This window comes from Pirellulales bacterium (genome assembly GCA_035533075.1).
GTDB lineage: Bacteria > Planctomycetota > Planctomycetia > Pirellulales > JAICIG01 > DASSFG01.
Map to the genome: position 1 here is coordinate 1 of DATLUO010000143.1, position 13,539 is coordinate 13,539.

Annotated in this window: 11 protein-coding genes; 4 read left to right on the forward strand and 7 right to left on the reverse strand. The window is 63.3% G+C overall.

Going from position 1 to position 13,539, the window contains the following annotated elements:
• Positions 1-143 precede the first annotated feature (143 nt).
• Both VNH11_18400 and VNH11_18405 read left to right on the forward strand, forming a co-directional pair.
• Positions 144-530 (forward strand): hypothetical protein, encoded by a 387-nt coding sequence (locus tag VNH11_18400; protein ID HVA48344.1) that lies wholly within the window; start codon positions 144-146, stop codon positions 528-530.
• Positions 531-541: 11 nt separating this feature from the next.
• A complete protein-coding gene (locus VNH11_18405; protein HVA48345.1) occupies positions 542-871 on the forward strand; it encodes a DUF5615 family PIN-like protein in 330 nt (109 codons plus the stop codon).
• 168 nt (positions 872-1,039) lie between these two features.
• Here VNH11_18405 and VNH11_18410 read toward each other — a convergent pair whose 3' ends face one another.
• The 4 genes from VNH11_18410 to VNH11_18425 form a co-directional block, all read right to left on the reverse strand.
• Complete coding sequence (locus VNH11_18410; GenBank protein ID HVA48346.1) at positions 1,040-2,860, reverse strand: PQQ-binding-like beta-propeller repeat protein; 1,821 nt, start codon at positions 2,858-2,860, stop codon at positions 1,040-1,042.
• 137 nt (positions 2,861-2,997) lie between these two features.
• A complete protein-coding gene (locus VNH11_18415) occupies positions 2,998-3,729 on the reverse strand; it encodes a DUF4058 family protein (GenBank protein HVA48347.1) in 732 nt (243 codons plus the stop codon).
• Between the two features lie 93 nt (positions 3,730-3,822).
• Positions 3,823-4,587 carry a glucose 1-dehydrogenase gene (locus tag VNH11_18420; protein ID HVA48348.1) on the reverse strand — a complete coding sequence of 255 codons (765 nt, stop codon included), beginning with the start codon at positions 4,585-4,587 and terminating at the stop codon, positions 3,823-3,825.
• A 1-nt stretch (position 4,588) separates the two neighbouring features.
• Positions 4,589-4,765, reverse strand: coding sequence for a hypothetical protein (locus VNH11_18425; GenBank protein ID HVA48349.1), 177 nt, complete (start codon positions 4,763-4,765; stop codon positions 4,589-4,591).
• Between the two features lie 255 nt (positions 4,766-5,020).
• Here VNH11_18425 and VNH11_18430 point away from each other — a divergent pair, with 255 nt between their 5' ends.
• The gene (locus VNH11_18430; GenBank protein ID HVA48350.1) at positions 5,021-5,698 is read left to right on the forward strand and encodes a methyltransferase domain-containing protein; all 678 of its coding nucleotides are present in this window, start codon (positions 5,021-5,023) and stop codon (positions 5,696-5,698) included.
• Between the two features lie 42 nt (positions 5,699-5,740).
• Here VNH11_18430 and VNH11_18435 read toward each other — a convergent pair whose 3' ends face one another.
• The 3 genes from VNH11_18435 to VNH11_18445 form a co-directional block, all read right to left on the reverse strand.
• The gene (locus VNH11_18435) at positions 5,741-9,442 is read right to left on the reverse strand and encodes a DUF4132 domain-containing protein (protein ID HVA48351.1); all 3,702 of its coding nucleotides are present in this window, start codon (positions 9,440-9,442) and stop codon (positions 5,741-5,743) included.
• Positions 9,443-10,062: 620 nt separating this feature from the next.
• Positions 10,063-12,162, reverse strand: coding sequence for an SWIM zinc finger family protein (locus tag VNH11_18440; protein HVA48352.1), 2,100 nt, complete (start codon positions 12,160-12,162; stop codon positions 10,063-10,065).
• Positions 12,138-13,169, reverse strand: a complete 1,032-nt coding sequence (locus VNH11_18445; GenBank protein ID HVA48353.1) for a VWA domain-containing protein — start codon at positions 13,167-13,169, stop codon at positions 12,138-12,140. Before VNH11_18445 ends, VNH11_18440 begins: the two co-directional genes overlap by 25 nt.
• Between VNH11_18445 and VNH11_18450 the strand changes: the two genes are divergently transcribed.
• On the forward strand, positions 13,170-13,394 hold the full coding sequence (locus VNH11_18450; GenBank protein ID HVA48354.1) for a hypothetical protein: 225 nt from the start codon (positions 13,170-13,172) through the stop codon (positions 13,392-13,394).
• Positions 13,395-13,539: the final 145 nt, after the last annotated feature.

A 13,539-nucleotide genomic window follows, 5' to 3' on the forward strand; every position in this document is an offset into this window, starting at 1 on the left:
TTAGCCCGGATTATTCACCGGCCCACACCAACCCGAAGCGCAAGCGAGGATCAGCAAAGGACTTAGCTCGCTTGCGCTTCGGGTTGGTGTTCGCGCAGTCTGCGCGCCAAGTTCGGGGGCCGGTGAATCATCCGGGTTAGGCAGTGATCGAAGCTTTCTGGAGCGACCGAGCGATGCAGCGCGAAATCACCATCATCAATCGCGGACGCGGACCGCAGCTTTCCACCAGCCGCATCACCGTTCAAGACATCGTTCCCTATTTCCAGTTGAATTACAGCTACGACCAGATTCGCGAAATCATGCCGTCGTTGTCGGTGCCTGAGCTTGAGGCGGTCGAGCGGTATTTCAATGAGCATCGTGAAGAGGTGCTCGAGGTCGACCGCCGGATTCGTGCGCGAAACGCGACTTGCAGAAATCCGCCGGAAGTCGAGGAAATACTGCGTCGCGGGCGCGAACAGATTCATGCACGCTTGGCCGCAATTCAAGAGCAAAAGGCGAAGGGCCAGCATGTTGAAGGGCCTACTGGCTGACGCCAAACATCGTGGGCCACGTCGACCTTGTCATGGCCGTCGTACGCGCGGCGGGCTGGATCGATCTATGGGACGAGCTTGCGATCAGCTATGCACGTTTCCAAGATGTTGGCCTCGATGCCGACGCCACCGACGCCGCAATTTGGCAGCTTTGTCAGCGCGAGCAATATGTTTTGGTCACCAGCAACCGAAATGAAGACGATCCTGATTCGTTAGAGTCTACGATCCGGTCACAGAACACGGCCGAATCCCTGCCGGTGTTGACGATTGCCGACTCCGAGCGGCTTCGATACAGCCGCGAGTACGTTCAGCAGGTCGCTGAAAGTCTACTCGCCGCTTGATTGACATTGACTTTCTTCGCGGCGCCGGCAGGCTTTACCTGCCATAGACGACAATGGACCGGGTATCGCGGATTGGCCGGCGGGTTGTGGAATTCGAGCAGGGCGGCGACACGCGGGCAGGGTAGGCGAAAGAGCTGCTGTCCGATAAGTCCCGTTTTTAGTCCCGTGTCAACGCGCCGCCATTTCGTCGCTGGCGGGCGGGAGACGATAGCAGGCGATCTCCTGGTCGTTGCGCAGGTACAGGCAGCCATGCGCGATGGCCGGATGGTTCCAGGTTTTACCCTCGATCGCCTGCATGCGCGCCAGCTCGCGGTGCTTCTCGGGCGTGGCCTCCAGCAGCACGGCCTCGCCCGATTCGGCGGTCACCAGCAACAGCGCCTGATCGGTCAGCAACAAGACCTGGCCGTGGCCATACCTGCCGCCTTTCCAACGGCGCTTGCCGGTCTGGGTATCGAAGCAGCAAAAGATGCCTAGGTCAAAGCCATAGGCGCAGCCGTCGTAGACCACAACGTCGTTGAAGGAGGGCCGCAACTGATTCGATGTCCAACGTTTGCGGACCTGCCATTGGCCGTCCTCTTTTCGCGTCTCCAGGCAGACGGTGCCCAGATCTTCCGAACCGACCATGATCGAGCCGCCGCCCAGGGCCGTTGGCTGCACGACCCGCCAAACGCCGTGGCCGAGGGCTTGATATTGCCAGGCCAGCTTGCCGGAGGCCGGATCGACGGCAATCACTCCTTCGTCGCTGAGAAAGACGACCAGCGTTTCGTCGTCGACGGTGATCGGCTGTGCCGAGCTATAGCTGATGGGCCCGGTGCCGGCGGTCCAGGCCGGGCTGCCGTCGTTCGTGCGATAGGCCACCAGGCCCTTGCCGTCTTTTCCGCCGGCAAACGTGACGACCACGTCGTCGACGACCAGCGGCGAGCTGGAAAAGCCCCACATCGGCAACGCCGCGTCCGTGTCTTTCACGAGATTGCGCGACCATTTCGCCCGACCACTCGCGGCGTCGAGGCAGTTGAGAATGCCGGTTCCTCCCTGCGTGTAGAGATCGCCGGCGAAAAATTCGGGCGTGGCACGCGGGCCGGCGCCACTTTGACTGTCCCAATATCGCACCGGGTCTTCGTGCGACCATAGGCGTTTGCCCGATTGAGCATCGAGGCAGACCACCAGCTCCTGCTCGCCCACTTGCTCTTGCGTGAAGAGCCGCCCGTCGACAATCACCACCGACGACCAGGCGGGACCAATTCTCTGCCGCCAGACCTGCTTGGGCGGCGACTTTTCCCAATCGACACCGATCTTGAGGCCCCGCACCTCGCCGTTGCGCAGGGGGCCGCGGAAGGCGGTCCAGTCGCCCGGCTGGGCCACCAAGTCGCGCGCCGGCGGATCCTGTTCGGCCGCGTCGGCCGATTGCGCGTCGGCCGCGGTTTTGGCACGCGCCGCCAGATACGTGTCTTCGGCGGTGGGTGTCCAGCGCCACTGCGTTTGGAACTTGACGTCGCCGCTGACGCCGTTCATTTTAACGAGCGACACATAGACCCAAGGGAGGCAGACCGCCGCCATGGTTCCCCAGCGAAAGACGGGCGCCGGCGCGCGGCGCACGATGGCCATCCAGACAATCCAAACGGTGAGCACCCAAGGCAATCCAATAAAGATCACACCGACGGGGCCCAGCGTGTTTTGCGAGGCAGCGATGGCCGCCGCGCCGCCGAGCACCACGGCCGCAAAGACCATCAGGCGATCGCGGCCGGCGACGGACCGGTTCGTCAGCCACCAGATGACGAACAACAAGGTCACCAAGACGCCCACGCCCGCCAGACCCATGAAGCTGGTGGTAATCGGCAGCTCCAGGCGGCCGATCGCGGTCCTCACCGCCCAGTAAGCTGCGATCAACAGGTAACCGGGCCACAGCCGTCGCGGCGCCGCCGGGGCGTGGCTCGTCGGTTGCGGATCAACTGGCGCTGGCGGCGCCGCCGCGGGAAGGTCGTCGTTCATCGGGGTCACTTTCAGCTTCGTGGAGCGCCGCTTTCGGGGCGCGATTGGGGGCCGCAGAGCAGGCCGCTGTGCCAACAGTCTATCCGCGCGCCGACCATCGAGTCCAGGTGGTTTGCGTTGTCTGTGCTTCTCGCGCCTCACCTGATTCTGAGGGCGCGGCAGGTCTCTTGGTAGCTCGATTCCAAATCGAGCGAGATGGCCCTGGTTTCCGTGAGCCAGATCGGCAGCGTCGGCAGAGGTTGGCCGATGGCGAGCGGATGATACCAATTATCCATCATGCGGCGGCGATCTTCGTAGCGCATGCGAAGCGTCGCGGCGTACATCGGCGGCGGTTCGGTCCCCAAGGCCGGATCGACGCCGTTGAGAAAATTCAACACCTCCGCATACAGATTGAAATCCAACGTGCTCACGACATCCACCATCGACACGCAGATATTGTTCGTGAGCAGCGTGGCCGCTTTGGCAACGAAGGTTGCGCGGTTTTCGGGACGGTCCTTATTCGAAGGGCTGAGGATTTCGATGGCCGCCACCAAGTGCCGGTTGCGCCGGCTGTCGTAAATCCGGACTTCGTAGACATCCTGATTCGGCAACCGCGGTTCCAAGGTCAGCGTCGGCTTCGGCGGCGCATAGGTCGCGACCGCCACACCGCCTTTGGTCAAATCGAAGTCATTGGCTTCTGCAAAGGGCCTGCGGTAAGTGCCGATATCGACTTCGTAGAGCGTGCCAAGATGCACGCCGGGAGCGGCGAAATAAGGCTCCGGCAGAATCTCGGTCAGCTCCTGGACGATCATCATCGGCCAGCCGCCGTGAAGTTCGTCCCAGGAATGAACGTCATCCACAGGTGGGCGAAAGTGATCGCGTAGCGGCATAGGATCCTCCGTTTGGAATCATTGTAGCATGATCGTTGCCGTTGCCAGTGGATCGCGGTCGCTCTCGGCCCCAGGTGGCCGCGACCACGCTTGCTAATCGAGCGTCGCCCCGCCATCGACGACCAGCTTGGCCCCGGTGACGAACGACGCTTCATCCGACGCCAAGAACAGCGCGGCGTAGGCCACTTCGCTGGGCCGCCCCATGCGCTGCATCGGCGAGACGGCGGCCAGCTTGGCCAAGGCTACTTCGCGGTCGATGCCCAGTTTTTGAATGTGATAATCGGTGGCCCGCGTATGGATTTCGCCCGGACAAATCGCGTTGACGCGGATGTTCTCCGCGGCCAAATCGAGCGCCATGCAGCGGGTCGATTGCAGCAGCGCGCCCTTCGACGAGTTGTAGGGCACAAAGCCCGGCTGCGCGATAAAGCCGCTCACCGATGCGATGTTGACGATCGACCCGCCGCCCGCCCGGCGCATCGAGGGCAACACGTGCTTGGCGCACAGCGCCGGGCCCAGCACGTTCACGGCCAACACGCGCTCCCAGTCGGCCCGGCTGGCCTGCTCGACCTTGCCGAACACGAACGCCGCCGCGTTGTTCACCAGCACGCCCACCGGGCCAAAGTGCTTCTCGGCCGCTTCGGCCATCGCGCGGCAGGCTGCTTCGTCGGCCACGTCGGTGCGCACGAACTCGGCGGTGCCTCCGGCGGCACGAATGGCCGCCACCGTCTCGCGGCCGCCCGGCTCTTCGATTTCGGCGACGAGCACCTTGGCGCCTTCCTGAGCGAAGAGCTCGGCGATAGCCCGCCCGATGCCCGAACCGGCCCCGGTGACGATGGCAGCCTTGTTCTTCAGACGCATGTTATTTGCCGCTCTTCTTGGCCTTCTTGCCGGGGGCTTTTTTGGCGGACTTCTTTCCGGCCGCCTTTTTCGCGGTCTTTTTCGCCGCGGCAGCCGCGGTCCCCGGCTTGCCGAAAACGCTCTCCCAATTCTTCGAAAACTCGGGGCTCGGCCCCGAACGAACGATCGGTCCAGACATCGTTGCGATGACTCCTGATGGTTGTGCTTGATGAACTGCTAGGCCAACTATTGTAAAGCGCGTGGCAAGCTCCACAAGTCCCGCGCAATCCACTGGACACGCCGTTCGTTCGCCATATACTTGTCGGAAATCGTTCCCCAACTTTGCGTAAGCGTGTCGTTCGATGCTCACGGAATCCTTTCTGGCGATTGTCGCCTTGACGGCGTTGATGGTGGTCGGCCTGGCCGCGCTGGCAAAACTTCTCTTCGGTGAGTGATGACGGCCGGCGACTGGCAAGCGCTGGCCGCGTCGCTCGGGCGGCGGTTCGCGGTCGTCGAACAGACGATCGAAGCAGCCGGCCGGCCGTTCGCGCTCATCAAGCCGCGCAGCTCGGACGAGTTGATCAGCGAGGACGATTTCAACCGCGACGCGCGTCTGCCCTACTGGGCCGACGTCTGGCCTTCGGCGCTGTGCCTTGCCGAGCGGACCGCCCGCATCCGCGGCGCCGGCAAACGGCTGATCGAGCTGGGCTGCGGCGTGGGCTTGGTTTGCGCCGTGGCCGCGCAGCGCGGGTTCGAGGTGCTGGCGACCGATTACTATGCCGAAGCGCTGGAATTCACCGAGGTCAATCGTGCCCGCAACGGTTTGCCGCCCATCGCGACCCGCTTGATCGATTGGCGAAATCTTCCGTCCGATTTGGGAACCTTTGACGTGGTGGCGGCGGCCGACGTGCTCTACGAAAAGGCCTATCCCGCGTTGATCGCCGCGGCCATCGAGCACACGCTGGCCGCCGATGGTTTGGCATTGGTCGCCGACCCCGGTCGCCCTGGAGCGGCGCGGTTCCACGACGAATGCCGCAGCCGCGGTCTGGCCATCGAGCGCGTGCTTCAGGCGCCGTTCGACAACGGCACGGTTCCGCACACGGTGGATCTGTACGAGATAAAAAGGGCTTAGGCGATCAGGCATCACCTGGTAACGGTTTCCACCTGGGCAGACCTACATTCCAACCTTCTTCTGCCAATCCGCGTCATAGCCAGTGCCCGCGGCGGCGATGGTCGCCAGGTCGTGGTAGCACTCACTCAGGAGCACGCCGGGTACGTCGCGCAGGGGCGTGCCCGGCTGGTCGAATGGCATCCCGGCCGATTCGCCGCCGGTGGGCAGAAAGTGCAGGCTCATCAAAGCCACCGTGCGGTTCTCTTCCGGCAGGCCGTTGCCGCTGAAGCGCAGCTCAAGCTTCAGGCCCATGCCGGCGAGCGTTTTCTCGTAGTGGTAAAACCAGCCGCCGTCCTGCGCCGGACCGCGTGTATAGCCGAGCCGCGTGGCCAGCCCGCGAAGCTTGAACGCTTCGATAAGATGGCCCTCGAAGTCAGCAAGTTCCGTGGCGTCTTGCTTGTCGTCGGGCAGAACGTATCCCGGTCGCCCGAACTGCACGAAGAGCAGTTCCACTTCGTAGTCCGCGAAATGTTGCGTCCAGGCCGCCGACGTTTCGGGTGAGACCAAGGAGCCGTGAGCCAGTCGCAGTTGGGCACCGGCTGGCACGACGACCTGCTCGTCGTTTTCATCGGTGAGCGTGCCGTCGTCGAGCGGACGAAAGGTCTGAGAGAGCCTTTCCCCGTCGAGCACCGCCCAAACCAGCCGTTGGCAGAGGCGACCGACGATGGGATGCTGGTGAAGGTACGCGTTCCAGTCGGCGTAGCTCCAGGTGCGCTCGGTACACATCGCCTCATAAAGCCGCGCCTTCTGTTGGGCCACAAGCTTTTTCAATTCACTCTTCGCGGTCGAGAGCTGCTTTCTGGCGGCCTTGGCTTTGTCGGGGTCGTCGTCCTTGCGCGGTTCGGGCAACGACTTGAGCGGCTTGCCGTTTTCATCGGCCAGCGCGATCGTGAAGTCGGGTAGTAGCCTGGCCGTTAGTTGCCGCGAGCCGTAGTCGAGTTCGAGCGACAGGCTGTCGTCGAAGCCGGCCGTCGGCACGGTGCGGTCGGCCAATTCATCGATGGTCCACCCCTTGCGTTCGGCCACAATCTTCACGTACTTTTCGGCCTCTTCGCGGATGCCCTTCGTGCGAAAGCGATTGGCCACCGAGAGCAGCAGTTGGATGGCGGCCGGGCGATCGAGAGAAGCCAGCATGGCGACCAGCGCTTTGCACTGTGCGGCGCGATGGCCGTACCATTGCTTCAAATAATCGCCGACGATTTTTACTGCCTCATCGCCGCAGCAGGCGGCGGCCAGGGCGAGGATGCCCTTTTGCTTGACAGCCGAGCCGAGGCACTCGAGGCTCAACATTCTATACGCGGCATCTTCCCATTGCTGGAGCGTCATAACTTGAGGAAACATCCGATGCGATTGAGCCGCCTGCTGTTTCGCCAGTTGACGCGCCTGGGCGTCACTGTGTTTGCGATGTATGTCATGCTCGATCCAACTCCTCAGCACAAACAACCCCAACGTCTGGCGGTCGTCGGGCGCGAACTGCCGACAATAACGCCGCAGCAGTGCTCCCGCCTCCGGGCTACCCAACTTGTGCGTGTTGGCGAGAAACCAGTTGAGAATCTCGACCGGCACTGGCTCGTTCGAGTTCTGCCAGCGGACCTCGGGCCAGGAATGGCAAGGGAACCAGGCCAAGTCTTTATGCAGTCCCTTCTTCAGGCCCCGCTCCGCCGCGGCCAACAGTTGGTCGCGGTCGAGATAGCGATCGATCGCTTCGCCCAGCCGCTCCAGCGCGGTCAACATCGCGTCTTTGGCGGCGTCTTGTTTCTCTTTCGCGAGCGCCTTGTGCAAGACGGCTGCCGCCTGCTTATCGCGCGAACGTCCCAACCATTCGGCAGCCACCACGCGCGTCTGGTAATCGCCGCTGGTCAAGGCGTCGGCCACCCGTTGCCTGAAGTCGGGCACGCGCTCCATGATTCTTTGGGCTGCGGCGCGATCGGTCTTTCCTGCGCCGATCGCAATTTGCCATATCCGGCCGATCAGCGACGGAGGCACAGACGGAAAATGCGAGAGCAGCTTTAAGGCGTTGGTGCGCGCGCCGAGCCATTCGTAATGAAACGTGCCGGCAAGCGCGCGGGCGTCCAAGCTTTTCTGAAGGATGTCGAGACGCTCCGAAAAATACTCGACAGAGCCGTCGGCCAGCCATTGGAAGCGACTTTGATCGCCGCTCAGTAATTCATACCCAATCATCCGGCTGTCGATTCCGATTCCTTCCAGCACTGCGGCAAACTCGCGCAATGTGACACCGGGAATGTGGTGCTCGTGATATGCTCGCAAAGATCCGTCAGTTCCCCAAAACATGGTCGGATTTGCCCAATGGCGCGCAGTGATGTATCCCGTTAGCGTCATGAGACGCACCAAATGAATGAGCCGGATGTCTGGATGCTGGGCCAAGCGATTGAAGTGATCGAATGTATTGGCGCCATAGAGCAACGGCAGTGGTGGCTCGCCATTCAAGAGCGGCGCTGCGTCAGTCAGCGTCTCCAATAAACGGCAAGTCTCGTCGATCCGCGTCTGATCGTAGATGGGCGAGTCCGGTTGACCGTGTCCCGGATGTTGTTGGCGATGCAGCGCCAGCGCTTGGTTACGCTCGATGGCCGCCTCGTTGTAAGCCTCGATCAGCTCGGCGATCGCCTCGCGCGCCGATGCGGTAAGGGGCACGACGGTTTCGACGGGCCCTATCGGCGGCAAACACGGAGCCGTATCGCATGTAACGGCCGCAGGGGAATCGGTCAGTTCGCTTAGCGCCTCGCCGATGGCTTCTTGAACTTTTGGAGCGTTTTCGGCCTGTTGGCGAGCCAGCAAGAATTCTTTCGCCACGTCGCATGCAAAGCGTGCCAACCAGCGAATAGCCGCGGCGCGCTCCGTGGCAGCGCCTTGCATGGCTACTTGTTCGACGAAGGGTCGTGCCTGTTCGCGGACGTGGCTCAATAGAGGGACGGTCGCTTCGCGCACCGTCTTTGCGCCGGAGGTGGCCAGTGACACGAGTTCTGGCAGGAAGGAATCGGGCGATACGTCGTGCTTGTCAAGCATTTCGAGCAACTCGACTTTTCTTGCTGCATCGGCCTGCAACAGTGCATTGGCCACCACCTCGCGATGCTTCGTGATGCTGGCATTGAAACCAGAAAGCGCCTTAAAGGTCATGGCCCAGAGGAAGCGCAGATTGTCCTGGGGTTCGGTGCTAAACAGGTTTTTGATCAACAGCGCCGGATCGTGCCCTTCGGCCGCCAGCATGTCTTCAATTAACGATAAGGGAAAATATGGCTGCACGTGCCGGCGTATCTGCAGCCTCATCCCGCGAATCCACACTTCTTGCAAGAACAGTTCCAGCCAGGGCAGTCCGCCGTAATAGATTTGGAAATGAAGCTGCACCGACGAACTCCCCTTCGCGGCTGCTTCATAGACCTTCGCTAGCCGAAGATACGGTTCGCTGGCACCTGGCTCAACAGTGGCAAAGAAGTCGTTTCGCGCGGCATCGTCGTGGTTGTTCGGATGATATGTGCCCAACGGCCGGATCAGGCGAAGCTGTTGCGCCGGATTATGTGCCTTCGCCAGTGCCTCCAGCACGTTGGCGTCGTCGCCGTCCACGACGTACCGCACGGCCCGCTCGGCCAGATCGCCGCGCGACTCGTTGAGGCCGGCAAAGTCTTTTTCGAGAAGTGCGATTTTCTCGGGGCTGAAGCCGGCGAGGTTCTTGTAAGTGGCGAAAGGCATTTTGGGGTTCCAGACAAGCGGCCGCGGAGCGGCCAGGGAGTTTAGCCGTGGGCGCCAGCCCACGGAAACGGTCCGCAAGCCCCGCCAGAGCCGCGTAGCGGCGGCGGAGCTTCGCGCAGGTTTCACCGAAGTATGCATCGTCATTACGTCGGTCTCAATGCCCTTGCGCTGCATCGCTTCTTCCTCCGCCGCCGCTACACGCAACGATTTCTGCCGCCGCTACGCGGCTTTCGGTGTCGATGCGCCTCTCCCGTGGGTTGGCACCCACGGCTAAACTCCGCAGCCCCTCCGGGGCAAGAAGGGTCCAACCGCACCGATATGTCAACATGTTACCGCTGGGTATTGCAGACCACGGCCGCGGAGCGGCCAGGGAGTTTAGCCGTGGGTGCCAACCCACGGAAAGCGTTCGCAATCGCCGCAGTAGCCGCGTAGCGGCGAAGGAGGTTGGGTCTGGTCGCTGGACAGGAAACGCGCAAATTGTTCTTAGCCGGTGGCTCGCCCGCACGCGACGATTTCTGCCGCCGCTACGCGGCTTTCGATGTGGATGCAACCTCTCGCGTGGGTTGGCACCCACGGCTAAACTCCCTGGCCGCTACGCGGCCGACATCCGGTGACACTCGTTACCCCAAGCCGGCCGTGGCAACCGCCAGCGCTTCCTCGACGATCGCCAAGCGCACCACATACGCGGCACGCAACAGGGCGGCCGCGGCCGCTGCACGTTCGCCGATGCCAATAGTGTGGGGGGCGACGCGGAGTTTTGCAACTAGCCCAGCGATCGAGGCGGCCACGGTTTCCAACCCCAGGCCGTCCAAGCGTGCGGCCGCCTGCTCCAGAGGCTTGAGGTCGCGACGGACCGAGCTGCCCGACTCCGCCACATGTTCCAGCTCCGCCTCAATGCCCGACATAAAAATGCCCAAAGGCGTCGACGAGCCGACAAGGAACACGTCGTCAGGCGAAAACTCGTCGAACGATGGTTCCTGGTCAGACTCGTCTACCGGCTTGGCCGGACGCACCGTGACGAGCGGATTCGTCGGCGGCTGTGATGCGGACTGGGCAACGTCGAGCGTAAGATTGACGATGCCGCTCGCGCCGATGAGCGAAATCGGTTCGACCCACAGCTTGCCTCCCCTGAGCCGCAGACGACCCAGTAGCCCAAACGCGTCCGTCGCGTCGTGCTGCTCCAGAATCTGAATCGCCGAGGCCGTCTCGGTGGCGAAAGAGAGCGCCAGTGCCAGAGCGCGATCGTTCTCGTCGAGCACCACGCGGACAAACTCCTGCCGCACTTCGTCGTAACTGCCCGGCAACCAGGCGCTAGGCCGAAGATGCACCAGCTCGTCTTGCTCGTTCCGCTCGGACAGGCCGGCGCCGAAGAGTTTTTGTGCCCGTCCGCCGATCTGGGTCCAATCACAGATGGCCGGAACCTGCCGCGGGTCGCTCTCGCCCAGCACGCTGGCCCGCGTGCGCGAACGGCCCGATAAGCGGCCGGTGGGATTCCGCCAGACGCTGGTGAGCTGCAGGCGGCTATGGCTGGCGACCTTGGGCGACGAACAGCCGTCCCACGGGCCATACTCCTGGAAGCGCCGCACAGGATCAAAAGCCCACACATTCACCGGCCGCGTGTCGCTCCAACTGCACCAGTTGCCCAGCGATTCATCCCAAAAGTAAACCGTCAAGCCGACGTAGCCGGCCTTCGACCAACGCTCGGCGCCCAGACCGATCAGCGACAGATTGCCGACCTGCTCGTAGCTCGTGCGATGCCGGCCCACCAGCCGCGGCCTGGGCGCGGCCAGCGCCGCCGTCAGGGCCGACACGCGGGCCGACCATTCCAACAGGTTGGCCGCGCTCGACTGGGCGTCGCGTTTGAGCGATCGCGAGGTTTCGTCGGCCAGCACCGTCAACCAACGCTCCAGCCGCGGCAACTGCACGCCGTGGCAAGAGACGGCCAGCGTCTGCAATCGCTGGCTGGTGGCCGTGGAAAGCCGGGCAAGCCCCACGCTGAACATCTCCCCCAGCACCACCTGGACCGACGCCAGCACCTCGTCGCGTGTGCGGGGCGCTTCGTCGGCGGCTGGCAACACCGCTTCTTCGGCCGCAATCGTCCGTGTGCCTTGGGCCACTTGCCAGGCGAGCACGGCCGCCACGCGATGCTCGCACACGTCGGGCACTTGGCAAGAACAGATGAGTCCGGCGAGGCCCGCGCCCGGCACGAGCCGGCACGTGATATTTCGCGAAGGAAAACGCACGACAAGCGGCCCGCTGTCGTCCAACTCGACTTTCAGCCCCTCGGCCAGCGCCTTGGTGGCGCGACGCACGAGCGGCTTGCCCGCCCAACGCCGCAGGGCTTCGTCGTCGAGACTGGCGAACAACGCGTCGGCCGAAGCGGCCGGCGGCGCTGCATCCGTCGGTTCGGGCTGAGCGGTCGCCGTTTCGCGAAGATGGACGATGGCCGCCAGAATGTGTCGGCAAACGCCGCCCGCCGGACACGAGCAGCGCGCCTGCACCGGGTTGGCCGGCACGAAGACGGTTTCGCCGCCCACGCGCACTTGGATTTCTTCGGCGTCAGGCTGGAAAGCCTGACCTACGATTTCCGCCGGCGTCTGCTCCAGGTCTTTTCGGGCACGTCGCAGCAGTCCCTTGTTGGCCAGCGCGGCCAGTGCGTCGTCGTCGAGCGCGGCAAGCGCGTCGCGCAGCCGGGTCAGGAGAGGACCGTGCTCAGCCATTGGGCGAGTCTCTGAGGTGTGAGTGCCGCGACTTCGGCCCCGGCGGCCACGCAGCGTTCGGCCATCTGCCGGTCGTAGCTCGGCAGGGCCGTCTGGTCGAGGGCCGCCAGGCCCAGCACGCGCACGCCCGACTCGCGCAGCCGCTTGATCGAGGCCAGCATGACTTCCGGCGGGCCGCCTTCGAAAAAGTCGGTGACGACGATCACGATCGTGCGGCTGGGATGGCGGACCAGCGTTTCGCAGTGGCCGAGCGCCCCGCCGATGTTCGTGCCGCCGCCCAACTGCACCGACATCAACAACTCGGTCGGGTCGACGATTTCGTCCGAGAGATCGACGATGGCGGTATCGAAGGCCAGCAGATTCACGTTGAGCGAAGGCAGGTCCTTGAAGATGCCGGCCATCACGGCGCTATAGATCACCGAGTCGAGCATCGAGCCGCTCGAATCGACGGCCATGATGATATGCCAGTGGAGGTAATGGTCGACGCGCGAAAAAAAGTGCAGCGTTTCCAGCACGAGCTGGCGGCGGTCGCGGTTGTAGTGCTTGAGGTTTGCCCGGATGGTGCGGCGAAAGTCGATGTTCTTGAACACTTTGAGCCGGCTGCGGCGTTGCTTGTTGAGTTTGCCCCAGAGCTGCTGCCGCACGTCCTTGGCCAGCTTTCGCCGAAGATCTTCGACCACCTGCCGCACGATGCGTCGGGCGATTTCGAGCACCTCGCCCTTCATCAGCCCTTTGAACGAGAGCACGGTCTTGAGCAGCTCGTAGCTTGGTTCGAGCTTGGCGAGCACTTGGAAGTCGGTGACCAGCTCGGTCATGCCGTAGCGGTCGAGCGCGTGCCGCTGAATGACTTCGGCGGTGTCGGCGGGGAACAGCTCGCGGACTTCGCGAATCCAGTCGGGGATGGTAAACACGCTCTCCTCGCTGCCGCCGAGGCGGGAATCGCCCTGCCCGCGCACGCCGCGCGCGGCATATTCGCGGCCGTAGAGATAATCGAGCACGCGGTCCATTTGCCCGTAGCGGCCCTGACCGAGGCCAGCGCCCTCACCCTGCCCGGCCGCACGACCTGCACCTTTGCCCGACGGGCGTTGGCCCTGGCCGCCGCTGGGGCCACCTCGGCCTTGACCGTCGCCCGGAGCGCCTTGACCGGTGCCGCCGAAGCCACACGGCAAGCGTGGCTCAGCGAAGCGGCCGAGCACGAGTCGCCAGCGGAGAAGTTCAGGGGAGGGATCTGAAGTATTGACTGATTGTGCCACGGACAGCCCGCCCCGGAGGGGCGATGGAGTTTAGCCGTGGGTGCTAACCCACGGAATCAGAAGGTTAGGATTCGTGAAGCCGCGTAGCGGCGACGGAGACGACGCCGAGAGATCCGTCGCCGCT